Below are 23,558 nucleotides of genomic sequence, written 5' to 3' on the forward strand. Positions count from 1 at the left end.
CAGCTCATTCACGAGTTAAGGAGAAAGGAAATGTCCACGAGGGTAGCAATCGTTACAGGGGCGAGCCAGGGGATCGGCCGTTCAACCGCCATCAGGTTGGCGCGGGACTTTACGTCGGTCGTGCTCGTTGCGCGCAATCGCGAGAACCTCGCCCAGACCGCTGACGGCGTAAAGAAAGCCGGTGCCGAACCGCTTCCCATCGACCTCGACCTGTCTCATCCGGAGGCGGCGCAGAAAGTCGTCGACCAGACGTTGTCGGCGTTCGGGCAGATCGACGCGTTACTCAACATTGCGGGCGCGGTGCCGCAGATCGACGTCTTCGAGATGAGCGACGATCAATGGGACCGCGGCTTCGCGCTGAAGCTGCACGGGGCGCGGCGATTAACGGTGGCGGCATGGCCGTCGTTGAAGCAGACGTCAGGATCGGTGGTGCTGATGTCGGGCAATTCCGCGCTGTTTCCCAAAGCGCCGTACGCGGCCGTGGGCACGATCAACGCAGCGATCGTGGCACTGGCAAAAGCCTTCTCGGACCGCGGCATTGCAGACGGTGTGCAGGTCAACAGTGTGCTGCCCGGGCCAGTGATGACCGGTCGGCGGCAATCCTATCTGGAACATTGGGCTCCGCTACACAACATGACGGTCGAAGAAGCGACGGCGCGATTTCCTGTCGAAGCGGGGATCGCCCGGTATGGCACGCCCGAGGAGATTGCCGAACTGATGGCGTTCATCGTGTCGCCCGCGGCTCACTGGATGACGGGCTCGACGTTGAGGATGGATGGCGGAGAGGTTAAGTCGATCTGAAGCGAACCTCAATCGCAATCCGCTTTGCCGAACAGCGCCGTAGGTCTGCAGGCGGAAAGATATCCGATAGCTTGAATGTCCAATTCCGCGCGCCTCGAGGACATGCTGGTTCGTCAGCGGAGTACGCATCGAATACCAGTCCTCGGGCGTAACGCGCCGGCCCTTGCGCCTCGGCAGCGCCTCTTCCATCGCCGCGTCCGAAATGTCAGTTTCGTCGTCGCAAGCTTGCGGCGATTGCGTCATCAGGCAATCGCCGCGACGCGCCGGTCAATGCCGCCACGACCCATGCGGCAACTCGACGTCCCGCTTCGCCGCAGCCAATCCTTCGGCGATGCCCGCGCGATCCAGCGCAATACAGTAGACCGGTTTCGCACGCTCGAAGCGCCAACTGTCGGCGAGCACCCCGGCATCGACCGGATCGAAGCCAAACTGATCGAGAAGCCCACTCACCACGTGTTTAGCCTGCGCGTTATCGCTGGCAATCGGCAGTGCCCGGCGGTTCGCCGCATCGGCAGGTTTGCCGTCCGTTTCGAGGTCTTTCGCGAGAATCGCGTTGAAGGCCTTCACCACCTTCGCGCCCGGCAACGCGGCGGCCAGCATCTGACTGGTGGTCGTCGAGCGACTGTCGAGTGCTTCGATCTGGCCGTCGCGATCGGGATAGTAGTTGCACGTGTCGATCACGATCTTGCCGTCGAGCGCCGCAGCCGGCAGCGCATCAATGTTACTGAACGGCACGGTCACCACCACCACGTCGCCGAACTTCGCCGCGTCTTCAGCCGTGCCGAGCACACAGCCAATCGCCGCGGCCGTGCTGATCAGGGTCCGCGGATCGCGGGAATTACTGATCATCACTTCGTGACCATGGTTCTTCGCGAGCGTCGCCATCGCGCGGCCGAGAAAACCGGCGCCGAGAATGCCTATCTTCATGTTTCACACTCCATGTCTATCCGCGGATCGCGCAGTCGAGCACGCCCGTCGGTGAGAAACACTATGATTCAAAACTTAAACTGGATAAATATGTAATATTTATCGACTGTCGAAATCAGGAGTGGGGAATAATGGATCGTTTGACCAGCATGGCCGTGTTCGTGAAAACAGCCGACAGCGGCTCGTTCGCCGCGGCCGCGCTCGCCTTCGGTATCTCCGCGCAGATGGCCGGCAAGCATGTCGGCACGTTGGAGGAGCGCGTCGGCGCGCGTTTGCTCAACCGGACCACGCGCCGCCAGAGCCTCACGGAGATCGGCCAGATTTTCTACGAGCGCTGCAAGGCGCTGCTGGCGGATGCCGAAGCAGCCGAATCGGTCGCGCAGGAGCTGTCGGCCTCGCCGCGCGGACGGTTGCGCATCACCGCGCCGGTGACCTTCGGCACCTGCTGTCTCGCGCCGATGATCACGCGCTACCTGAAAGCCCATCCCGAGGTGCGGGTCGAATTGGCGCTGACCGACCGCTTCGTCGATCTGATCGACGAAGGGTATGAAGCCGCGATCCGGCTCGGCTCGCTGTCGGATTCGTCGTTGATCGCGCGGCCGTTGATGCCCTACCGGCTGATCGCCTGCGCGTCGCCCGGCTACCTGGCCGAGCGCGGCGAGCCGCATACACCGCAAGCGTTGGCGGAACACGAGTGTCTGAGCTTCGTCTATACGAGCTTGCCGGTGGCGACCGAATGGCATTTCGCCAACGCGCAAGGCGAACACGTCGTGCCGATCTCCGGCCGCTTTCAGGCCAACGACGTGAAAGCGCTGCTGGCCGCCGCCCTTAACGGCGGCGGCGTGATACTCGCGCCCGCAGTGGCGGTGAAAGATGAGCTCGCCGCGGGCCGGCTGGTACGGCTGCTCAACGGCTATGAAGCGCCCGCGCGCCCGATGCACCTGGTGTTTCCGGCAAGCCGCGCCACCCCGAAATTGCGCGCGTTTATCGACCAGGTGGTGGCCGAATTCGGGCCGCACGCGGCGTGAAATGAGCCGCCTGGCATGGCTGGCAGACACCCTTCGACGTCCGCCAATCTCCACCCATTGACCGCTAGAATGGCCGGCTTTGCCCGCTTCGGGCGCGCGACAAGGCAAAATACGGGTTTGCGCGCGCAAAACGCGCCGCAAGACCCGATGAATCAGACCTCGGCGGCATGCTTGCCGCCGACCCTCGCAAAGACGCATGGCAACAGCCCATCGAGCCAATCTGGCACGCCGGGCCCGTCGCGTGCGGCGCAGCCAGGACAGCTCGTCCTTTAACAGAGCCCCTCAGGAGCATTCATGACCGATTCGAACCCGTCTTTCCTCGGCAGGATTTCACTTGCCGTCAGTACGTTTTTCAGCATCCTCGGCGACGGCGAATTCGCCGGCGGCGTGCTGCGCCTGCGTAAAGGTGGCGCCGCTGCCGCGAGCGCTGTACCCACGCCCGCTCCTGCCGCCGCCCCGGCTCCCGCTCCGCAAGCGCCCACGCTGAAGGAAGCGAGCCCGGACGCCGCGCTCCAGTTGCTCGGCCTGCTGCAACGCGACGCGCGCTTCATCGATTTCGTCGAAGAAGACATCAAGGGCTATAGCGACGCCGACATCGGCGCGGCCGCCCGCCTCGTGCACGACGGCTGCCGCGCGACGCTGCGCGAGCATTTCACGATCCGTCCGGTGCGCGACGAAGCCGAAGGCAGCCGCGTGACGCTGGCCGAAGGCTTCGACGCGTCCTCGATTCGCCTGACCGGCAACGTCGTCGGCAAAGCGCCGTTTAACGGCAGCATCAGCCACCGCGGCTGGCGTGTCGACGAAGTGCGTCTGCCCAAGCTGACCGGCAGCCATAACGCCAAGGTGATTGCACCGGCCGAGGTGGAGCTATGAGCGACGCGCGCTTCTCAATCGGTATCGACCTGGGCACCACGCACTGCGCGCTGTCCTACGTGGACACCACCGCCAGCGACGGCGAAAAGACCGCCCAGGGCGTGCTGCCGGTCGCGCAACTCACGGGCCCCGGCGCGATCGACAACCTCGATCTGCTGCCTTCGTTCCTCTACCTGCCGCATCCGGACGAACTCGCCTCGGGCGACCTGTACCTGCCGTGGACCGGTCAGCGGGAATTCGCTGTCGGCGAGTTCGCCCGCAGCCGCGGCGCGGCCACGCCGATCCGGCTCGTGTCGAGCGCCAAGAGCTGGCTGTGCCATCCGGGCGTCGACCGTCGCGCGGCGATTCTGCCGAACGACGCGCCGCCTGAAGTCGCGCGCGTTTCGCCGCTCGAAAGCTCGGTGCGCTATCTGACACACCTGCGCGAAGCGTGGGACCACGCGCATCCGGACGCACCGTTCAGCCAGCAGGACATCACGGTGACGATCCCCGCGTCGTTCGATCCGGCCGCGCGCGAATTGACCGCCGAAGCCGCTGAGGCCGCCGGCTACGGCCGCATGACACTGCTCGAAGAGCCGCAAGCCGCGCTCTATAGCTGGATTCAGAAGAGCGGCGGCCAGTGGCGCAAGCAGGTCAAGGTCGGCGACATCATTCTCGTGGTCGATGTGGGCGGCGGCACGACCGACCTCTCGCTGATCGCCGTGATCGAACGCGAAGGCAATCTCGAACTGCATCGCGTCGCGGTCGGCGAACATATTCTGCTGGGCGGCGACAACATGGACCTCGCGCTTGCCCACGTGGTCGCGCGCAAACTTGCCGCACAAGGTACTCAGGCCGACGCGTGGCAACTGCGCGCCCTCACCTATGCCTGCCGCGCGGCGAAGGAAACGCTGCTCAGCGACCCGTCGACCGATACCGTGCCGCTCGTCGTGCCGAGCCGCGGTTCGAAGCTGATCGGCGGTTCGATCCGCACCGAACTGACGCGTGCGGAGTTGACCCGAACGATTCTCGAAGGCTTCTTCCCGCAGGTGGATAGCGCGGCGCGTCCGGTGAGCCGCGCGCGTGCCGGTCTGACGCAACTCGGCCTGCCGTATGCACAGGACGCGGGTATCACGCGGCATCTCGCGGCCTTCCTCGGCCGTCAGGTGGGCGCGCTCGCCGAACTCGACGGCTTGCGCGATATCGCCACGGTGGAAAGCGCGACCTTCCTGCATCCCACCGCCGTGCTCTTCAACGGCGGCGTGTTCAAGTCGCCGCTGCTGGTCGAGCGGATCATGGGCACGCTCAATGGCTGGCTCAGTGCCGAAGGTGCACCGCCCGCCCGTCTGCTCGAAGGCGCGGATCTCGATCTCGCCGTCGCGCGCGGCGCGGCCTATTACGGCTACGTGCGGCGCGGCCAAGGGGTGCGGATTCGGGGTGGCACGGCACGCGCGTACTACATCGCGATCGAATCGGCGATGCCCGCTGTCCCCGGTCTCGAGCCGCCGGTGCAGGCACTGTGTGTCGCACCGTTCGGCATGGAAGAAGGCACGGACGCCGAGTTGCCGGCGCAGGAGTTCGGGCTGGTCGTCGGCGAGCCAGTGCACTTCCGCTTCTTCGGATCGTCGGTGCGTCGTCAGGATCAGGTCGGCACGCTGCTCGACTTCTGGGGCCCCGAGGAATTGCAGGAACTGGAGGAAATCCAGGCGACGCTGCCCTCCGCCGGCCGCACCGCGGGTGAAGTCGTGCCGGTGAAGCTGCATGCGCGCGTGACGGAAGCCGGCACGCTCGAACTCGAAGCCATGCCGCGCGGTACCGACGAGCGCTGGAAGGTCGAGTTCGACGTGCGCGGCGGCGCCAATGCATGACCGAGATGAAGCGCTACAGCGTCGGCATTGATCTCGGCACCAGCAACACGGTGCTGGCGTATGCCGCGGCAGGCGACCCTGCCGCAGGATCGCAGGAAATTCGCGTCTTCGAGATCGATCAGTTGGTAAGTCTCGGCGAAGTCGCCGCGCAGCCGCTCCTGCCATCGGTGCGGTATCACGCGGCGGCGGGCGAGCTGAGCGCGGGCGATCTGCAATTGCCGTGGCGCGCAGCAGAGGGTTCGACCGATACCGCAGAGACTCAACCTGTAGTGATCGGCAGGCTCGCGCGTGCGCTCGGCGGCCAGGTGCCAGGGCGGCTGGTAGCGAGCGCGAAGAGCTGGCTGTCGCACGCATCAGTCGACCGCACCGCGCCGATCCTGCCATGGGGTGCCGCCGACGATGTCCGCAAGGTCTCGCCGGTCGAGGCCAGCGCGAGCTATCTGGCGCACGTGCGGGCGGCCTGGAATCAGCGCTTTCCGGATGCACCACTCGAAGCGCAGGACATCGTGCTAACGGTGCCCGCTTCTTTCGACGAAGGCGCGCGAGCGCTGACTGTAGAAGCGGCGCGGATGGCGGGCCTGCCCACGTTAAGGCTGCTGGAAGAACCGCAGGCCGCGTTCTACGACTGGCTGTTTCATCATCGCGAGAGTCTGGCCACTGAACTGGCGGCCACCCGGCTCGTGCTGATCTGCGACGTGGGCGGCGGCACCACTGACCTCACGCTGATCGAAGTCAGCATGCGCGATGGCGAGCCGGCACTCACGCGCATCGGCGTAGGCAACCATCTGATGCTCGGCGGCGACAACTTGGACCTCGCACTCGCGCATCGGGTCGAGGCGCGCTTGCCGCAAGCGGGCAACGAGCGCACGCGTTTGTCGGCGGCAAGTCTGTCGCAACTGGTCGAGCGTTGTCGCGGCGCGAAAGAGCAACTGCTCGGTCCGCACGCGCCGGAGTCGGCTTCGATCACGCTGCTCGGTGCGGGGTCGAAGCTGATCGGCGGCTCGCGTACCGCGCAGGTGACGCGCGAGGAAGTCGAGCAGATCATCGTCGACGGATTCTTTCCAGCAGTGGCATCGAACGAACGGCCCGGAAGACCGCGTGGCGCGATCGTCGAGTTCGGCTTGCCCTATGCCACCGATGCAGCGGTCACGCGTCATATCGCAGCGTTTCTAAGCCGCTTCGCGGCGCAATCGCGTAAGGCGCTCGGTTCCTCTGCGCTTTCCTCTGACGCGGGCGAAGGTCAAGACGAAACATTGCCCGTGCCGGACACACTGCTGCTGAACGGTGGCGTATTTCGCGCCGAGACTCTGACGCAGCGTCTGTCCAGCACCTTGGGCACATGGCGCGGCGAGCCGCTCAACGTTCTGCACAACGACAATCCCGACGTCGCTGTCGCGCGCGGCGCGGTCGCTTATGCTCTCGCCCGCGCGGGCCAGGCGCCGAAAATCGGTGGCGGCTCGGCGCGCAGTTATTTCCTCGTGCTGGACGAAACCGGTAATGGCGATCGCAATGCCGAGCCGGTGCAACGCGGCCTCTGCCTGCTGCCGCGCGGCACCGAAGAAGGCCACGAAATTCGTATCGAAGACCACACGTTTGCACTGCGCCTCGGGCATCCGGTGCGCTTTCACCTGGCCTCTTCAAGCGCGGATACGGTCTACCAACCAGGCGAACTGGCCGATCTTACGCAAGGCGATTTCGTTCGCCTGCCGCCTATCGCGACGATCGTACAGCCACGCGGCGCGAGCACGGCGCGCGGCGAAACGACGGTACAAATCGCTACCTCCCTGACCGAAGTGGGCACGCTCGAAGTCCACTGCATCGAGCTCGGCAATCCCGCGCAGCGCTGGTTGCTCGAATTCCAGTTGCGTCGTGAATACGCTCAGGTAAACCTGCAGGCGGATCCGGCACAAGTCCGGCACCCCGCGCTCGACGAATCCATCGACCATATCGACCGATGTTTCGGTTCACGCACGCAAAAAGTCGACCCGAAGGAAGTCAAACGCCTGCGCTCGCAACTCGAGCAGCTGCTCGGGCCGCGTGAGAGTTGGAACAGCGCGCTGCTGCGCGAACTGTTCGGCGCGCTGTGGGAACGCGTGCGCCGCCGTCGGCGTTCGGCCGACCACGAGCGCTTGTGGCTGAATCTCGCCGGTTATTGTGTACGGCCCGGCTTCGGCTATCCGCTCGACGAATGGCGTGTCGAGCAGCTCTGGTCGCTCTTCGACGACGGCATTCAGTACGTCAACGAAAGCCAGGTCTGGTCGGAATGGTGGACGCTATGGCGCCGCGCTGCGGGCGGCCTCGACGAAAGCGCGCAACTGCGCGTGCTCGACGCAATGGCCTATCTGCAAACGGCTGCGCAATCGCGCCACAAGCTGCCATTCGACGTGTCGAAAACCGGTTTCACCGACATGGTCCGGCTTGGCGCATCGCTCGAACGTATTCCGGTTGAACGCAAGATCGAGCTCGGCGAGTCGGTACTCACGCGGCTGAAAAAGCCCGCGGAAAACCATCAGAGCTGGTGGGCTGTCGGCCGCATTGGTGCGCGGCGGCCGTTTTATGGCAGCGCGCATAGCGTCGTGCCGCCGGACATCGCGGCACAATGGCTGAACGCGATCCTTGCGCTCGACTGGAAGAAGGTCGACCCTGCGGCATTCGCCGCGGTACAGATCGCCCGTATGACCGGCGACCGCTCGCGCGACCTGCCCGACGAATTGCGCCATACCGTCGTGCGCCGGCTCGAAGCAGCGAATGCGCCACGCGCGTGGATCACGATGGTCAGCGAAACGGTGGAACTCGATGACGCCGACGAAGGCCGCGTGTTCGGCGAATCGCTGCCTGCAGGGCTGAAACTGATAACCGCAACGCTATGACGGATCGAAGGTCAACGCAGCCTGGATTTCCCGCACCTCAGCCAAACACTTTTATGACATCGACAGCCCATCACCCTGCGACGAACGCGTTGCTCATCACCAACGTCCGTCAACCTGACGGCGCACGTGTCGACGTGTCGATCGCCGACGGCCACATCACGGCGATCGGCCCGAACCTGCCGCATGCGCCTGGCGTCGCCCACGAGGACGGTGCGGGCGCGCTGCTGCTGCCGGGTTTCGTCGAAGGCCATACGCACCTCGACAAAACCACCTGGGGCATGGACTGGTATCGCAATGAAGTCGGCCCGAAGCTGACCGACCGTATCGAAAACGAACGGCGCTGGCGCGCGCAAAGCGGCCATGACGCGGGGGCACAGTCGCTCGCGCTGGCTCGCGCGTTCGTACGCGCCGGAACGACGCGTCTGCGGACCCACGTCGATATCGATACCGACGCGGGCCTGCGTCATCTGGAAGGCGTGCTCGCCACCCGCGAGCATTTGCGCGATGTACTCGATATGCAGATTGTCGCGTTCCCGCAGTCAGGCCTGCTCGGCCGCCCGGGTACGGACACGCTGCTCGATCGCGCGTTGACCGCGGGCGCCGATGTGCTCGGCGCGCTCGATCCCGCGCTGATCGACGGCGATCCGGTTGCGTCGCTCAACCTGACCTTCGACATTGCAAACCGGCAGCACAAACCGGTCGACATTCATCTTCATGAGCCCGGCGAAATCGGCGCGTTCACGCTGGGTCTCCTGCTCGACCGTGTCGCGGCGCTCGGCATGCAGGGGCAAGTGGTTGTCAGTCACGCGTTCTGTCTTGGCGCGTTGCCCGAGCGCGAACGCGACGCCTTGCTCACGCGGCTCGCCGACCTGCGCGTCGCGCTCCTGACAACGGCCCCGCCTTCGACACCCGTGCCGCCGCTCAAGGCCTGCATCGAACGAGGCGTGACGCTGTTTGGCGGCAATGACGGCGTGCGCGACACGTGGACGCCGTACGGCTCGCCGGACATGCTCGAACGCGCGATGCTGATCGGCATGCGCTACGGCCTGCGCCGCGACGACGATCTCGCGATTGCGTTCGACTGCGTCAGTACCACCGCTGCCCATGGCTGTGGGTTCACCAACTACGGCTTGCACGTCGGCGCGCGTGCCGATCTCGTCCTGCTGGATGCGGACACGATCGCCCACGCAGTTGTCGCACGGCCGCCGCGCTTGCTGGTGGTGGCCAACGGCCGGATCGTCGCGCGTAACGGCGCCGAGGTCCGTAGTTAATTTCCTTCTCGCCACGCGCCTCAACGAGTACGTTTCATCGATCTCGCTGTCGGTTACTTCAACTGACATGACATGCGGATGTATTCAGGCAGCCTTACTCGACCCGTTCCCATTTCTGTTCGGATGACTGAGGCCGTGGCCAACTGCCTATCTGCGCCGGCCGCCTATCCAGACGCTGCGCTGCTACCGTATCGACAATCAGGCCACTCAGTACGATCGCTGCGCCCACGCCTTGCCACACCGTCAAATGCTTGCCGAGCCAGACGATATCGACAGCGATTCCCACCATGGGCACCAGCAGTAACAGCATCGAAGTCCGTTGCACACCGAGTTGCTCGATACCGCGAAACCACAAACCATAAGCAACAATCGTCGCTGCCAGCACAAGATAACCGAGCGCGAAGCCGTTACGTAATCCAAGCTGCGCGGGTAAAGGTTCGAAACGCAAGGTAGCCGCAGCGAGAAACAGACCGCCCGCCAGCAGTTGCCAGCCGGTGAACACCAGTAGCGTATCCGGCCGGTTCCATTTCTTGAACAGGACAATCCCGCATCCCATCGAGGCCGACGCCCCCAGTCCCGCCAGCACACCAATCGGATTGAGCGCGGCGGGCGATGCGCGGACCAGCAACGCCACGCCCAACACACAGAACGCGATCAACAGCAAACGTTCAGCGCGCACCGGCTGGCCAAGCAGCGGCCAACTCAGCAACGCGGCCCAGAATGGCGCGAGGGCCATGAAGATGGTGATCATGCCGCCGGGCAGATGCGAAGCCGAGACGAAGAACAACCCGAACGTCAGCGAAATATTGACCATGCCGAGCATGACAATCCGCCCGAGCCAGGCACGCGGCGGCAGTCTGCGGAACAGCGCCAGAATCACGAGACCGGCGCCGAGACTGCGCACGGTCGCGATGAACAGCGGATGACCGGGCGCGGTTGCTTCGCTTGCCGTCAATGGCATCGTGCCCCACAGCACCGGTGCCAGCGCCGTGATGAACCACCTGATCCTACCCATACCACATACTCCGCTTCGCCTCTGGAAGCGAATTTAGCCACGGCAGACGTGATTCGAAACGCGTGCTGCGGTATGGCGGGAATCACTGTATCAGGGCCGGAAAACGTGTTAATGGGTAACACCCGGATGACCGTGACCGGCAAGCGGTCCGCGTAAGCGCTGTCACACAGCCGCATAGACCCCGGCCATCGTCGTAAATCCTTCGAGGCGTTTGATGCGCAAGCTCCAGCGCCTGAGCGCCGGATAGTCGATCGATTCGATCCCGGCTTCGTCGAGTAATGCCACCGGTACGAAGCAGGCGATATCCGCCACCGTGGGCGCTGAAGTCGCACAGACAAACGGCGTGCCCGCGGCCTCGTTGAACCAGCAGGTTTCGTCGGCGATACGCAGCAGTTTCTTTGCGTCCGTGCGGCAAGCATTGTTGTGCGTCTGCGCGCCATGCAGCACTTGCGCGCGCAACGGGAATACCACATCGCTCAATTGTGCGGCGAACCCGAACCACGTCTGGACGTGTGCGAGTTGCAACGGATCGTCGAGCGGCAACCAGTGAGCCAGGCCTTCTGACCCGGTACCGCCATAGCGCCGCGCCAGATAGACGAGGATCGCGTGGGCATCGTGCATCAACGCGCCATCCGCGTCGAGCACCGGCAACGTGCCCAGCGGACTCATCGTGCGAAAGCGGCGCGTCTCGTTCTGCCTCGACGGATAAAGCTCAATGCGCGCCTTTTCGTAAGGCACATCGAGTAGGCCCAACATCAGCCGAACCTTATAGCTTTCGCCGCACAACTCGTCGTCGTAAAGTTTGAGCATGGCGGCCTCATAGATCCAGGGTCAATGTTTCAGTCGCCGCACGCGAGACGCACACCATCATGCAATCGCCCGCGGCCCGCTCCTGCGCCGTCAGAAAATTGTCGCGATGAAGCGGCGTTCCTTCTATAACGCGTGTGCGGCACGTGCCGCACACGCCCTGCTCGCATGAACTCGGCACCTCGATGCCGTGATTGCGCAAGCTCTGCAACACCGTAACGCCGGCCGCAACCTTGATCGTTCGCCTGCTGCGCGACAGATGGACATCGAAGGCCCGATCCGCCGCGTCATGGCCTGCCGAAGAATTCTTGTCGCCCTGGCTCCCTGAAGCGGAGACCGGTTTCGACAATGAGCGCTGCAGAATGACCGGCTGCACGGGCGGCGAAGTTGGCGGCACGGACAACGGCTGCCGATCGGCAACGCCATCGCGCGATAGCGGTTGAAGATGCTCCGATTGCTGCTCCAACGCATCGCGCAACGCGTTGAGACGTTGCTGATGATGCCACTGCACGGTCAAGCGCTCGGTCAAGGCAACCGGTCCGAGCGCGACGCCATGCAGATACGTTCGCCCAACCCGGGCCGGCTGCACGACGAACACCACCCGATGCGCGGCGTCGTCCAGTTGCTCGATCATCACAGCATTCGGCGCAACGTCGAACGCCACGCATTCCGTGGACTGCCATGGATCGAAGTGCGCATGGTCGAAGCAATACCCGGCGAGCGCATGCTGCACGGTTTCGCTGGGGGCATCGATCGCGACGGTGCGTAAGCGGACGTGTTGTCCTTCGGAAGGTGCGTTAAAGGCGGCGTCCGTCTCAAGTTCCTCGATCGGCGTAAATGGCGGCGCCTCACCGAATGGCGCGAGACAGGTCCACACGAAGCCATAACGCACTTCAACCGGCCATGTCTTCACCGCAACCGGCGGCGCCGCCGCATCGGGATGTGCCGGCACGAAGCGGCAAGCGCCGCTGCCCGAGTTGAACTGCCAGCCGTGATACTGACACTGCAGCGCTTCGCCACGATGGTGCCCGAGCGACAAACGCACACCGCGATGCGGGCAACGGTTTTCCCATACGTTGACGGCGCCGTCTTCGGCACGCCACACCACGAGTTCGTTGCCGTGCAGTTCGGTGTGATAGATCGCCTGCCCGCCGAGTTGATCGACGTCGCACAGCGCAAACCATGCGTGTTCCATGCGGTCCTTATCGGCCATGGGTCGTCCCATAGGTGACCTGCTGGGCCGTAAGCCAGCGGCGGTACGCGACCGACATCGCGTCGGCCCGCACTGGATGCTCCTCGCCGGTGCCGAGCGGCAGGCGTTTGGGCACCTGATTGACCAGAATCTTGATGTCCTGCGCGAAGATGGTTTGCTGGAAGCCGCGCAATGCGTCGTCGCTGCTGGCGTCGTCGAGATAACTCATTACCGTGTGGGCGACGCACCATTCTTCGTCGACCGGTTGCACGAACAGCGCAATCACGTCGAAGCGCTCGGGTTGCGGCGGGCAAGTCTTGTACAGAATCGCGCTGAACGGCCGCGCGACGCGGTACACGTAGCGCACATCGAGCGCGGCGCCCGCGGTCATCGCGGCGCGCGGCTGGTAGAAGCGGCAGTCGTGTGCGTACAGTTCGTCGTTGACCTCGTCGCGTTCGATGCGGTATGGCGCGACCTCAGTGTAGGGTTCCACGCCGAGATAGCCGGTATGCACGAACGGAAAATGCCCCATGTCGAGGAAGTTCTCGATTGCCCGCAAACCGCTCACGTGCACACGAAACGCGCCGGCATGCAGCAGGCGTCGATCGGGCTCGTCGGCCTCGGGAATCGCGAGAATGTCGCGATGCGGCTCGCCGGGACACACCCACAGCACACCGTAGCGCGCCTGCGCATGGCACGGCGTGTGATCGTCGAGACGCCACACGCGGAAGCGTTTTTGCGACTGTGCCTGTGACGGCGCGGCAATGCCAATATCGACACCGAGCAGCCGCGTGCTGGTCACGGCGTTCGAACCACCGGACACACCGCTGGATGTGCCGAGGCCGTCGAGTGCATCGAGCGCGGCCACCGGATGCCAGTCGTTCCAGATCACTTCGTCGATCGCCGTGTCGTTCATCGCTTCGCTTGCCGAACTTGCCGTCCTCATAGCTGCCTGCTCCGTCATTGCGCGACGCTGCCCTGCACACCGTCGACGAACCAGTTTATCCGGTTCGTATCGTCCGCGGACAGCGTGGCGCCAGCAGCGACCCGCAACTTGCCGCTCTGATCCTTCAGCGGTCCGGCGAACGGATCGAGGCGGCCCGTGACCAAAGCGGCGCGCTTCTCGGCGAGTGCATGCTGCGCATCCGCCGGCACCACCGCTGTATTCACATTCACCAGGTCGGTGATGCCTTCCTTGACACCCCAGTAGACCGGCTTGTTAGTCCACGTGCCACGGCGCACTTCGTCGATCACCCGGGTGTAATAAATACCCCAGTCGTACGCCACCGATCCCAGATGCGCATGCGGGCCCCAGTGGCTCATGTCCGAATCCCAGCCGAACGCGTGGACCTTGTGCTGCTCGGCCACGGCCATCGTCGCGGTGGAATCGGTGTTCTGCATCAGCACGTCGGCGCCGAGTCCGACCAGCGTTTCAGCCGCCTGACGCTCCTTGCCAGGATCGAACCAGCTGCTGATCCATACCACCTTCACGACCGTTTGCGGCGCGACCGAACGCGCGCCGAGCGCGAACGCGTCGATATTGCGCACCACTTCAGGGATCGGCACCGAGCCGACAAAACCAAGCACATGCGACTTCGATACATAGCCGGCGACGACCCCGGCCAGATACGCGGACTCATACACCTTGCCGTTGAAGTTGCCGAGGTTCGGCGCACTCTTGTAGCCGGAGCAATGCAGAAACACGGTGTCTGGATAATCGTGCGCGACTTTCATCATCGAATCCATATAGCCGAACGACGTGCCGATCACGATCTTGTCGCCCTTCGCCGCGCGGTCGCGGAACACGCGGGCCGCATCGGCGTTTTCGGGGACGTCCTCGACGCGCGTCACCTTGATCTGCGAGCCGAGCTGCTTTTCCGCGGAGGCAATGCCGAGGTCGTGCGCATGGGTCCAGCCCGCATCGCCCGGATTGCCGAGATAGACGATGGAGACATCGAGCGGCGCGTCGGTGGCGGCAGCGGCAGACGCGCTCATGGTTGCAAGCGCAACAAGCGAAGCCGCGCTACCGGCGAGAAGCAACCGGCCGAAGCGATTGAGTCGGGTCATGACGAGGTTCCGGTAGTGAGGGAATGGGGAATGGCGGCAGAGGCTGAGTCGACAGAAACCTGGGAAGCGGAAGAACCCACAGACACCGAAGCAACCGAAGCAGCCGAAGCAGCCGAAGCAGCCGAGGCAGAAGAAGCAGAAGAAGCAGAAGAAGCGATACCGATCCCGGCAAGCGCGTCGCACACCAGCTCAGCCAGTTCAACGGGCCGTGCGAGTTGAGGCACGTGGCCGCAGTCGATCGAACGCACGATCGCGCCAGGCACCAGCGCCTGCATCTTGCGTTGCAGGGGCAACCACACGGAGCGGTCACGCAGCGCTTCGACATAAATGCGCGGCACGCTGCCAAAACGCTCCGCGCTCAGCGTCGTGACGATCGCCCGGCCGCTTTCCTGCTGGGGCGTGAGTTTCGCGGCGGCTTGCCGAGCCGCTTGCGGCGGGCAATCGTGCAGGAAGATTTCAAGCGCCGCCTCGGTCGGAACGATGGTCGTGGCGCCCTCGTCGCTCCATTGCAGATACGGTGCGATGCCGCCGGCATCCGGCACATCTGCGGCGCTGGTCTCGACGAGCTCCGCGTAACCCATGCCCGACGGCAACATCATCCCCGCAACATAGACGAGGCACGCGATCCGCTCGGGCAACGCTTCGGCCAGCTGCGAAGCCGGCACACCCGCGCCACTATGCGCGACCACGACGACGGGGCCGTCGAATGCCGCGAGCGCTTCAGTCAGCGCGTCGACATAGGTTTGCAACGAGACTTCGAGGCCGGCATCGCGTGAAACATTCCCGCCATTGCCGGGCAGATCGACTGCCTTGTACGTCCAACCGCGCGCCGCGAGTTCCGGCAGCCAGGCGTCCCACGCCCAACTGCCCTGCCACGCGCCGTGAATCAGCAGCATGCCCGCTGCGGGGGTGCGCACCGGCGTCATCCGTAAGTTCTCCGGTAGCACGCTTCGAGATGACCTACCACGGTGATCGGCGGATACTTCGGCGCTTCGCCTTCTACCGTGCAACCCGGCAAACAGGTCACCACATAGTCCGGCCGACCGGTGAAGAAGAACGGCATCGAGTAACGCTCGCGGCCCGACGCATTGACCACGCGATGCAGGGTCGAGCGATAGCGCTCGTTGGTCCAGCGCGCAATCAGGTCGCCCAGATTGACGACGAAGGTGCCGGGCAGCGGCGGCACGTGAATCCACCCGCCATCGCTGTCCTGCACTTGCAGGCCGCCGATTGCGTCCTGCCATAGCAGCGTCAGGCAACCGAAGTCGGTATGCGCGCCACAGCCCTTCTGCTCGGGCAGCGCCTGGGCCGGTTGCGGCGGATAGTGCAACAGGCGCAGCGTGCCCATCGCCTCGTCGCAGAACGCGTCGAAATGGTCTTCCGGTAAATCGAGCGACAACGCAAGGCCGCGCGTCAAACGCGTCGACAGGTCGAACAGCGCCGCGAAATAAGCCTCCATGGCCGGACGAAAACCGGGCGACTGGCGCGGCCACTGATTCGGCCCGCAGTTGAACGCGCGCGCCACCACGCGCGGATGATCGAGCGGCAGTTCGTTGCCGATGTAAAAACCTTCTTTCAGATCGGGCGGCGTGCCCGCTTCCAGCACCTGGCCGCGCAACGGCTCATAGCCGCGGTTGCAGAACGACTGCGCCTTGTCGACCCGGCGCTTCTCAGCGTCGCTCAGCGCGAAAAAGCGCTCGGCTTCGGCGCGCGCCGCGTCGATCAAGGCCGGCTCGATGCCGTGACTGGCGATGTAGAAGAAGCCCTTGTCGATGCAAGCGGCATGGAGCGCCGCGCCCACCGCCGCGCGTTGCAGCGGATCGGCCGATGCAAGCCCGGCCACGTCGATGACAGGCAGGCTCGTGTGCGGCACTGCTTTGGCTGATAGCACTTCGGACATCCCGGCTCCTTTGAACCCGTTTGACCGAGTCTAGATCGCGGCGGGTGATCAAAAAAGCGCAGAAAAAAGTGCATGCTGATGCCGTTTCGGCATCAGCACCGGCGCGAGTCGTCAGACCGCCGGCTCGTCGCCCTCCCGCTCGGCGATCGCCTCGGCAAGCAGCCGAACGAATGCATCGAGCGCGGGCGTCAAGGTGCGCCCGGCGCGTGCGTAGGCGCCCAGCTCGGAGACCAGCGCGCGTGGCGTGCGCAGTGGAATATGCACCAGCGTGCTGTCCGCGAGATCGCGCTCCAGCCCGAGGCGAGTCTGGAACCCCACGCCGCGCCCGCGTGCCGCCATGCGCCGCATCAGCTCGATCGAATCGCTTTCGAGCACCGTTTGCAACGGCAACGCGCAATGACGGATCAACGGTTCGAGCAACCCGCTGATCGACAATTGCGCGTTACCGAGAATCAGCGGATAGCGCGCGCACTGCGCGAACGTGACGCTTGTCTCGCCGGCGAGCGGATGATCCGCGGCGACGATCGCACCGAGCTGGAAACGCCCCACGGCGAGTTGCTGCAAGTCGTCCGTGCGCGGCAGCGAGAACGCGAGGCCAAGGTCGGCATCGCCATCCAGAATCGTGCGGGCAATCGACGCGGAGCCGGCCGTATGCACCTGAAAACGGATCGCCGGATAACGCGTCAGCATCCGTTCGACGAGGTCCGGCAGAAAACTCGAGTTGAGCCCCTCGACCGTGACGATGCCGATCTCGCCGCGACGGATTCCGCGCAGCGCGTCCATCTCGCTCTCGAAGCGGCGCGCGTCCTGCAGCACGGTAATCACATGCCGCGCGAACGCCTCGCCCGCAGCCGTCAATGCCAGCCCCGCCGGGAGCCGCTCGAAGAGCGGCGTGCCGACTTCCGCTTCGAGCTTCAGCAACTGCCGGTTCACCGCCGAAGAGGCAACGTGCAATTGCCGCGCCGCTTCACGGATGGAGCTACAGCGCCGAATTGCATCGAAATAGCGCAGCGAGCGCGCGTGGATGTGCCATGCGAGGGCATCGGCCACCGTGGTTTTCGACATATCGGTCCGGGTTGTTATTTATGGGTAAAGTCACGCTGACCATCAGCAACAAAAAAAGCGCACTGTCGCTCAACAGTACGCCTTCGAAAAATACAGCAAAAAGCCCTACGCTTACCGAAACCCACGTTTTGACACATTAAGGCCGCTCGCCTCGCACTCGAGCGGCCCTGTTCAAGCCGCTTCGGCCAAGGCCTTGCGCTCTTCGATCGCCACCGCCGGCGGCGCGGCATGGTCGACGCCCAGCGCTTGCAAGGACTGTGCGCACGCCCGTACCACGCGGCGCATCACGCGCTCATCCACCTGACCGATGCAGCCGATGCGGAAGCTGTCCACCACGGTCAGCTTGCCCGGATAAATGATGAAACCCTGCTCCTTCATCAATTCATAAAAGCGCTCGAACTTGAACGACGCATGCGCCGGCGCAAAAAAAGTCACGATGATCGGCGAGCGCCAGCGAGCGTTCAGCAGCGGTTCGAAGCCGAGCTCCTTCATGCCCGCGACCAGCACGTCACGATTGTTCGCATAACGCGCGAGGCGCCCGGCCTGCCCACCTTCGAGCTGGTGCAGACGCAATGCCTCGATAAACGCAGCCACGGTGTGCGTGGGCGGCGTGAAGCGCCATTGCCCGGTACGGTTCATCACGTCCCACTGGTCATACACGTCGAGCGAGAGCGAATGGCTGCGGCCCTTGGCCTCCTGCAACGCGCGCTTGCGGGCGATCACGAAACCGAAGCCAGGCACGCCCTCAATGCACTTGTTCGCCGACGAGACGAAGGCCTCGCACTGAATTTGCCTCACATCGAGCGGCACCGCGCCGAATGCGCTCATCGAGTCGATCAGCAGCTTGCGGCCTTTTTTCGCGGTGGCGGCAGCGATTTCTTCAATTGGATTGAGAATGCCGGAGCTCGTTTCGCAATGCACCGCGACCACGTGCGTGATGCCTGGATCGGCGTCCAGCATGCTTTCGACTTCGGCGCCGCGCGGCGGCAGATAGTCGCCCTTGTCGAGTACCGTGCAGGCACGGCCGAGATAACCGAGGGTGGTCGCGATGCGCTTGCCATAGGCGCCGTTGGCCAGCACCAGGGCATGGCCGTCGCGCGGAATCAGGCTGCCGAGCATCGCTTCGACGCAATAACTGCCGCTGCCCTGGAGCGGCACGCAGTCGTACTCGCCGGCGGTGTCGCCGGCAATGTCCAGCAGGCTGCTGCGCAGGTGCGCAGTCATCGCCCGGAAGTCACCGTCCCACGAGCCCCAGTCGCGCAGCATCGCTTCCTTGGTCGAGAACGCCGTGGTCAACGGTCCCGGCGTCAACAGATAGGGCTCGCCCCTGGCCGGCATGGCACACGTCACGGCTGAAGGCATTGCGGACACTGTCGGGGCGCTGTTCGTCGCGTTTTTCATGGTCGGAATCTTCCATATCGCTGTTTCGGTCATGACACAGTACAGAAAGCTTGCCCATCGGCAAAATCGATATAATTGATTCTGGTATCGTAAAAACTTATCTCTCGACGAGGCAGACGTGCAATACGCGCAATTGCGGGCGTTTCATGCGGTCGCGGAACACGGCGGGTTTTCCAAAGCGGCGCAAGCGCTGTCGCTCACGCAGCCGGCGGTGTCGGATCATGTGAAGCGGCTCGAGCAGGATTACGGCGTCAGATTGTTCAACCGCGGTCCACGCGGCGTCGAAACGACCGAACTCGGCCTGCGTCTCTTCAGCGTGACGCGGCAGATGCTCAGTTGCGAGCGCGATGCGCGGCAACTCCTCGAATCGGCGGGTGGGCTCGAGTCGGGCTCGCTTTCGCTGGTCGCGGACGCACCCGATCTGGCTGTCGCGCTGATCGGCGCATTTCGCAAGTTACATCCGGGGATTGTCGTGACGCTATCGATAGCCAATGCCGCGGACTGCATGCAGCGCGTACTGTCGAGCGCGGTCGACGCTGCCATTACCGCCGCGCCGCAGGTGCACAGCCGCCTCGTGTCGCGCGTGCTGCGACGCGATCCGCTGGTGGCGATGGTGCCGGCGAGCTATCCGGTGGCAAAGAAACGCAAGCTGAGTTACGCGGAACTCGTGCAACAGCCGATGATTTTTCGCGAGCCGCAATCCGTCACGCAGCAGTTGCTGGAAATCGAATTGGTGCGCGAGTCGTTGCAGGTCGAGCCGGTGATGTACGTAGACGGGCGTGAAGCGCTGGAGGAAGCGGTCGCACAAGGTATGGGTGTCGGCGTGATCGCGCGCGCCGAATTCAACGAATCGCGGCGGATCAGAACGATTCCGCTGCAGGATTGCCAGGTGCAGATGATCGAATCGCTCACGCGGCTCGCCGAGCGGCCGGGGTCGAATCTTCTCGATGCACTGTTTGCGGTGGAGGTGACAAACGCCGCTGGCGTGACAACCCGGTAAAACAGAGCGCCGCCGGACACGCGTTGCCCGGCGGCGTTTTCATGCAGTGCTGACGCGGTGAGCGTGGATCGGGATAGTGCCTCGACTCACGACGCACCAACACCCGAACACACGCTGCGCATCATCCTGTTACCGCGAACCGCCACTGGCGATCAGGCTTTCGCCGGTCAACCAGCGCGAATCGTCGGAGGCGAGGAACACGGCAACGTCGGCGATATCGTCAGGCTGACCGATGCGGCCAAGCGGTGTCGTGCTGATTGCCCACGCCTCGAAGTCTGAGCCAACGAAGCCGGCGCTATGCGTGCCTTCAGTTTCCACCATGCCGGGATTCACGGAGTTGACGCGAATCTTGCGCGGGCCGAGTTCACGTGCCAGCACACCGGTGATGGCGTCCACGGCGCCCTTGGTGGCGGTGTAGACCGAACTGCCCGGTGGCGTGATACGGCTGACAACCGAACTGACGTTCACAATGCTGCCGCCTTCGCCCAGATGTTTCACCGCTGCTTGCGTGACCAATAGCAGACCCAGCACGTTCACATTGAAGTGCTTATGGAAGTGCGCTTCGGTGATATCTTCGATCGGCGCCATCTCATACACGCCGGAATTGTTGACCAGAATGTCGAGGCGGCCATACGTTTCGACGGCCGAATCAATGATGCCTTTCGCGTCGGCTGCCTTGGAGACATCGCCGGCAACGGCCACTGCCTTACCGCCCGCCGCGGTGATCGTGGCGACTACGTCGTCCGCGCCCGCCTTGCTGGACGCATAGTTCACCACGACCGACGCGCCCTGCGCAGCCAGTGCCTTCGCAATCGCGGCGCCGATGCCTTTCGATGCACCCGTTACAACCGCAACCTTACCTGTGAGCTTGCTCATGATCATGTCCTTTTGGATGGAGTTCGCGCCGACGTCGCTGTCGCGAAGATTCGCGGGGCTGACGTCGATGAAGCTGGAAATGCAATGGCGCTGTCACAGGACACAATGTAGGCACACAAGCCGCATGGATAAAGCGGCTCAAAACGAATAGATACGTCGGATGAGCCGAACAATCGGAAAGGCGCGGCGGGCGGAACGCACAGGCAACGGTCAGACAATTTCGCGGGGCGTCGCGACGCCTTTTGACGCTTACAGCATCTTTCTGGCCCCGCATACAAAATTCGGTGGGACATGCCCCGCCTACTTCATCGCTTCGATACAAACCCGCCGAAGAACGATTGCGCGTTCGCGTCGAGCGATTCGATGTGATAGCCGCCTTCCTGCACGATCAGCGTGGGCAGTTTCAGCGCGCCGAGCTTACCGCCGAGTGTGCCGAAGCCTTCGGTCGTCACGGCCACCATCGATTGCGGATCGTCCTTGTAGATATCGAAGCCCAGTGCAACGACCAGCGCGTCGGGTTGGAAACGTGCAACCACGCGCAACGCCGCATCCAGTTGCTCGAAGAACACCGCTTCCGACGAACCGTGCGGCATCGGCAGATTGACGTTGTAGCCTTCGCCTTTCGCTGCGCCGCGTTCGTCTTCGAAGCCGGCTACTACCGGATAGAAATTTGTGGGATCGCCGTGGATCGACACGTACAACACATCGTCGCGGCCGTAGAAAATCTCCTGAATGCCCTGGCCGTGATGCATGTCGGTATCGAGAATCGCGACGCGCCCGTATTTTTCCCGTAGCGCCTGCGCCGCGACAGCTGCATTGTTCAGATAGCAGAAACCCCCTGCCGCTTCGGCACGCGCATGATGGCCTGGCGGGCGGCACAAGGCATACGCTTCTCCCGCGCCGTCGAGAATCGCGTGCGCGGCTGCCAGCGCGCTTTGCGCGGACCAGTAGGCCGATTCGTAGGTATCCGCGCCGACCGGGCAACTGCCATCGGCGAGGTAGCGTCCAGCTTGCGCAAGCACGCCGCGCAAAGGATTATTCTCGCGGATGTATACGTTCGACATCACCTCGTCGCCCCATTCCGCAGGAATCTTCTTCCACTCGCGGTGCGCTTCTTCGAGGAAGCGCAGATAGTTCATCCCGTGCACATCGGCGAGCGGCGCAGCGCCGAAATCCGCCGGTTCGCGCACGTCGAAGCCGAGCTTCTTCGCGGCTTCGACGAGTCGCAACGCGCGCTCGGGCACTTCCTGTGGCGAGCGCATCTGACCGCGCGACAGATAGCTGCGCGGATGATGCTTCAACTGTGCCGGATGAAAAAACGTCTGCATGGTCCAGTTCCTTGGCTTCACTATTCAGCTGTATTCAGGCGTAGGCCGGTGCGGCCGCCTTCGCACGCGCCAGCACCGCATTGATCAACACATTCGCACCCGCGGTTACGTCGCCGGGTAGTGCATCTTCGGCTTCGTTGTGCGAGAGGCCGTCGACGCACGGGATGAACACCATTGCGGTCGGCACGTGCCTCGCCAGATGAATCGCATCATGTCCCGCACCGCTGACGATACGCTCATATGAGTAGCCGAGTTGCTGCGTCGCCTGTTCGACCAGCGCGACGCAGTCTGAATCGAATGGCGTTGCAGGACTCTTCCAGTAAGTCGAAATCGCGGCTTGCAAACCGCGTTGCGTGGAGATTTGCTCGAATGCCAGGCGCACATCTCGCTCCATGACGTCGATCGTTGCATCGTCGGGATGTCGAAGATCGACGGTGAACGTCACTTTACCGGCGATCGTATTGCGCGAAGAATTCGGCACGTCGATCTGACCTATCGTGACCAGTCCCGAAGGCGCGTAGCGTTGGGCGATGGCTTCGAGCTCGAGCGCCATGGCCGAGGCCGCGAAGAAAGCATCTTTTCTATAGGGCATCGGCGTGGTGCCGGCGTGTGCCGCGACGCCGGTCACGTCGACGTCGAGCCAGCGGATCGCCTGCCCGCCGGTGACGACACCGATCGGATGGCCATGGCTTTCCAGAATCGGCCCCTGCTCGATATGCGCTTCGAAATAGGCCTCGACCTGGTTCACGTCGAGATGACGCCCGCTTTCATAGCCACACGCCTGAAGCGCCTCGGAGAGCGTGGCGCCTTGTGCGTCCCGGGTTCGCAATGCTTCGTCCAATGGCGTCGCACCGACGAATACCGCGGAGCCCAGCATCGCTGGCGTAAAACGTGCGCCTTCCTCGTTGGTCCACGAGACGATTTCAATCGGATGATGTGTCTGAATGTTCTGTTCGTTCAGACTCCGAATCACTTCCAGTGCAGCCAGCACGCCGTATACGCCATCGAAACGGCCGCCTTCCGGCTGTGTGTCGAGATGGCTGCCGATCAAAACAGGCTTCGCGTCAATCTGCGTTCCTTCGCGACGTGCAAACAGATTACCCACTTCGTCCGTATGCACCGTCATGCCCGCCTGCCTGCACCAACCGGCGAATAACTTACGCCCGAGGCGGTCTTCTTCCGTCAGCGCCAGACGCCGGACGCCACCGCGCGCGGTCGCGCCGATTGTCGCCATTTCCATCAAGCTCGCCCACAGGCGTTGTCCATCGACTTTCAACATCTTTGATTTCC

Annotated in this window: 20 protein-coding genes; 7 read left to right on the forward strand and 13 right to left on the reverse strand. The window is 63.7% G+C overall.

Features of this window, described 5'->3' with window-relative positions; genetic code table 11:
* The first annotated feature begins 30 nt into the window (after window positions 1-30).
* A complete protein-coding gene (locus PQR40_RS15625) occupies window positions 31-801 on the forward strand; it encodes an SDR family oxidoreductase (RefSeq protein ID WP_408509331.1) in 771 nt (256 codons plus the stop codon).
* 267 nt (window positions 802-1,068) lie between these two features.
* On the opposite strand, the gene PQR40_RS15630 is transcribed toward PQR40_RS15625, so the two are convergent.
* Window positions 1,069-1,728, reverse strand: a complete 660-nt coding sequence (locus tag PQR40_RS15630; protein ID WP_408509332.1) for an NADPH-dependent F420 reductase — start codon at window positions 1,726-1,728, stop codon at window positions 1,069-1,071.
* Between the two features lie 131 nt (window positions 1,729-1,859).
* Between PQR40_RS15630 and PQR40_RS15635 the strand changes: the two genes are divergently transcribed.
* From PQR40_RS15635 to PQR40_RS15655, 5 genes are all read left to right on the forward strand, one after another.
* Complete coding sequence (locus tag PQR40_RS15635; protein WP_408509333.1) at window positions 1,860-2,756, forward strand: LysR family transcriptional regulator; 897 nt, start codon at window positions 1,860-1,862, stop codon at window positions 2,754-2,756.
* A 294-nt stretch (window positions 2,757-3,050) separates the two neighbouring features.
* Window positions 3,051-3,629, forward strand: coding sequence for a DUF2760 domain-containing protein (locus PQR40_RS15640; RefSeq protein WP_408509334.1), 579 nt, complete (start codon window positions 3,051-3,053; stop codon window positions 3,627-3,629).
* On the forward strand, window positions 3,626-5,476 hold the full coding sequence (locus PQR40_RS15645) for an Hsp70 family protein (RefSeq protein WP_408509335.1): 1,851 nt from the start codon (window positions 3,626-3,628) through the stop codon (window positions 5,474-5,476). Before PQR40_RS15640 ends, PQR40_RS15645 begins: the two co-directional genes overlap by 4 nt.
* Window positions 5,473-8,346 (forward strand): Hsp70 family protein, encoded by a 2,874-nt coding sequence (locus PQR40_RS15650; protein ID WP_408509336.1) that lies wholly within the window; start codon window positions 5,473-5,475, stop codon window positions 8,344-8,346. The genes PQR40_RS15645 and PQR40_RS15650 overlap by 4 nt, the downstream gene beginning before the upstream one ends.
* 53 nt (window positions 8,347-8,399) lie before the next feature.
* Complete coding sequence (locus tag PQR40_RS15655) at window positions 8,400-9,617, forward strand: amidohydrolase family protein (RefSeq protein ID WP_408230469.1); 1,218 nt, start codon at window positions 8,400-8,402, stop codon at window positions 9,615-9,617.
* Window positions 9,618-9,711: 94 nt separating this feature from the next.
* Here the strand turns inward: PQR40_RS15655 and PQR40_RS15660 are convergent, their stop codons facing one another.
* The 9 genes from PQR40_RS15660 to PQR40_RS15700 all read right to left on the reverse strand — a co-directional run bounded on the left by PQR40_RS15660 (window position 9,712) and on the right by PQR40_RS15700 (window position 19,064).
* Window positions 9,712-10,632, reverse strand: coding sequence for a DMT family transporter (locus tag PQR40_RS15660; protein WP_408338038.1), 921 nt, complete (start codon window positions 10,630-10,632; stop codon window positions 9,712-9,714).
* 162 nt (window positions 10,633-10,794) lie between these two features.
* Entirely contained in the window at window positions 10,795-11,442 is a 648-nt protein-coding gene (locus PQR40_RS15665) for a glutathione S-transferase family protein (protein ID WP_408230463.1), read from the reverse strand.
* A 7-nt stretch (window positions 11,443-11,449) separates the two neighbouring features.
* Window positions 11,450-12,652 (reverse strand): Rieske 2Fe-2S domain-containing protein, encoded by a 1,203-nt coding sequence (locus PQR40_RS15670; RefSeq protein ID WP_408509337.1) that lies wholly within the window; start codon window positions 12,650-12,652, stop codon window positions 11,450-11,452.
* Window positions 12,642-13,577, reverse strand: coding sequence for an aromatic ring-hydroxylating dioxygenase subunit alpha (locus tag PQR40_RS15675; protein ID WP_408230457.1), 936 nt, complete (start codon window positions 13,575-13,577; stop codon window positions 12,642-12,644). The genes PQR40_RS15670 and PQR40_RS15675 overlap by 11 nt, the downstream gene beginning before the upstream one ends.
* 14 nt (window positions 13,578-13,591) lie before the next feature.
* The gene (locus tag PQR40_RS15680) at window positions 13,592-14,698 is read right to left on the reverse strand and encodes a BMP family ABC transporter substrate-binding protein (protein ID WP_408230454.1); all 1,107 of its coding nucleotides are present in this window, start codon (window positions 14,696-14,698) and stop codon (window positions 13,592-13,594) included.
* Entirely contained in the window at window positions 14,695-15,624 is a 930-nt protein-coding gene (locus PQR40_RS15685) for an alpha/beta fold hydrolase (RefSeq protein ID WP_408509338.1), read from the reverse strand. The genes PQR40_RS15680 and PQR40_RS15685 overlap by 4 nt, the downstream gene beginning before the upstream one ends.
* Complete coding sequence (locus PQR40_RS15690; protein ID WP_408230448.1) at window positions 15,621-16,598, reverse strand: isopenicillin N synthase family dioxygenase; 978 nt, start codon at window positions 16,596-16,598, stop codon at window positions 15,621-15,623. The genes PQR40_RS15685 and PQR40_RS15690 overlap by 4 nt, the downstream gene beginning before the upstream one ends.
* Window positions 16,599-16,709: 111 nt before the next feature.
* The gene (locus PQR40_RS15695) at window positions 16,710-17,663 is read right to left on the reverse strand and encodes a LysR family transcriptional regulator (protein WP_408230445.1); all 954 of its coding nucleotides are present in this window, start codon (window positions 17,661-17,663) and stop codon (window positions 16,710-16,712) included.
* 171 nt (window positions 17,664-17,834) lie between these two features.
* Entirely contained in the window at window positions 17,835-19,064 is a 1,230-nt protein-coding gene (locus PQR40_RS15700) for a 2-aminoethylphosphonate--pyruvate transaminase (RefSeq protein ID WP_408338028.1), read from the reverse strand.
* Between the two features lie 118 nt (window positions 19,065-19,182).
* Between PQR40_RS15700 and PQR40_RS15705 the strand changes: the two genes are divergently transcribed.
* Window positions 19,183-20,064, forward strand: a complete 882-nt coding sequence (locus PQR40_RS15705) for a LysR substrate-binding domain-containing protein (protein ID WP_408230439.1) — start codon at window positions 19,183-19,185, stop codon at window positions 20,062-20,064.
* Between the two features lie 129 nt (window positions 20,065-20,193).
* Here PQR40_RS15705 and PQR40_RS15710 read toward each other — a convergent pair whose 3' ends face one another.
* From PQR40_RS15710 to PQR40_RS15720, 3 genes are all read right to left on the reverse strand, one after another.
* Window positions 20,194-20,940 carry a glucose 1-dehydrogenase gene (locus tag PQR40_RS15710; protein ID WP_408509339.1) on the reverse strand — a complete coding sequence of 249 codons (747 nt, stop codon included), beginning with the start codon at window positions 20,938-20,940 and terminating at the stop codon, window positions 20,194-20,196.
* A 305-nt stretch (window positions 20,941-21,245) separates the two neighbouring features.
* Window positions 21,246-22,268 (reverse strand): histone deacetylase family protein, encoded by a 1,023-nt coding sequence (locus tag PQR40_RS15715; protein ID WP_408230433.1) that lies wholly within the window; start codon window positions 22,266-22,268, stop codon window positions 21,246-21,248.
* Between the two features lie 34 nt (window positions 22,269-22,302).
* Window positions 22,303-23,547, reverse strand: coding sequence for a Zn-dependent hydrolase (locus PQR40_RS15720; protein ID WP_408389411.1), 1,245 nt, complete (start codon window positions 23,545-23,547; stop codon window positions 22,303-22,305).
* Window positions 23,548-23,558: the final 11 nt, after the last annotated feature.

It is taken from the genome of Paraburkholderia sediminicola, assembly GCF_046026855.1.
Classification (GTDB): Bacteria; Pseudomonadota; Gammaproteobacteria; order Burkholderiales; family Burkholderiaceae; genus Paraburkholderia; species Paraburkholderia sediminicola_A.

Coding starts and splice junctions, on each gene's coding strand:
- PQR40_RS15625 (WP_408509331.1), top strand. CDS start 31: ATGTCCACGAGGGTAGCAATCGTTACAGGGGCGAGCCAGGGGATCGGC.
- PQR40_RS15630 (WP_408509332.1), bottom strand. CDS start 1,728: ATGAAGATAGGCATTCTCGGCGCCGGTTTTCTCGGCCGCGCGATGGCG.
- PQR40_RS15635 (WP_408509333.1), top strand. CDS start 1,860: ATGGATCGTTTGACCAGCATGGCCGTGTTCGTGAAAACAGCCGACAGC.
- PQR40_RS15640 (WP_408509334.1), top strand. CDS start 3,051: ATGACCGATTCGAACCCGTCTTTCCTCGGCAGGATTTCACTTGCCGTC.
- PQR40_RS15645 (WP_408509335.1), top strand. CDS start 3,626: ATGAGCGACGCGCGCTTCTCAATCGGTATCGACCTGGGCACCACGCAC.
- PQR40_RS15650 (WP_408509336.1), top strand. CDS start 5,473: ATGACCGAGATGAAGCGCTACAGCGTCGGCATTGATCTCGGCACCAGC.
- PQR40_RS15655 (WP_408230469.1), top strand. CDS start 8,400: ATGACATCGACAGCCCATCACCCTGCGACGAACGCGTTGCTCATCACC.
- PQR40_RS15660 (WP_408338038.1), bottom strand. CDS start 10,632: ATGGGTAGGATCAGGTGGTTCATCACGGCGCTGGCACCGGTGCTGTGG.
- PQR40_RS15665 (WP_408230463.1), bottom strand. CDS start 11,442: ATGCTCAAACTTTACGACGACGAGTTGTGCGGCGAAAGCTATAAGGTT.
- PQR40_RS15670 (WP_408509337.1), bottom strand. CDS start 12,652: ATGGCCGATAAGGACCGCATGGAACACGCATGGTTTGCGCTGTGCGAC.
- PQR40_RS15675 (WP_408230457.1), bottom strand. CDS start 13,577: ATGAGGACGGCAAGTTCGGCAAGCGAAGCGATGAACGACACGGCGATC.
- PQR40_RS15680 (WP_408230454.1), bottom strand. CDS start 14,698: ATGACCCGACTCAATCGCTTCGGCCGGTTGCTTCTCGCCGGTAGCGCG.
- PQR40_RS15685 (WP_408509338.1), bottom strand. CDS start 15,624: ATGACGCCGGTGCGCACCCCCGCAGCGGGCATGCTGCTGATTCACGGC.
- PQR40_RS15690 (WP_408230448.1), bottom strand. CDS start 16,598: ATGTCCGAAGTGCTATCAGCCAAAGCAGTGCCGCACACGAGCCTGCCT.
- PQR40_RS15695 (WP_408230445.1), bottom strand. CDS start 17,663: ATGTCGAAAACCACGGTGGCCGATGCCCTCGCATGGCACATCCACGCG.
- PQR40_RS15700 (WP_408338028.1), bottom strand. CDS start 19,064: ATGAAAAACGCGACGAACAGCGCCCCGACAGTGTCCGCAATGCCTTCA.
- PQR40_RS15710 (WP_408509339.1), bottom strand. CDS start 20,940: ATGAGCAAGCTCACAGGTAAGGTTGCGGTTGTAACGGGTGCATCGAAA.
- PQR40_RS15715 (WP_408230433.1), bottom strand. CDS start 22,268: ATGCAGACGTTTTTTCATCCGGCACAGTTGAAGCATCATCCGCGCAGC.
- PQR40_RS15720 (WP_408389411.1), bottom strand. CDS start 23,547: ATGTTGAAAGTCGATGGACAACGCCTGTGGGCGAGCTTGATGGAAATG.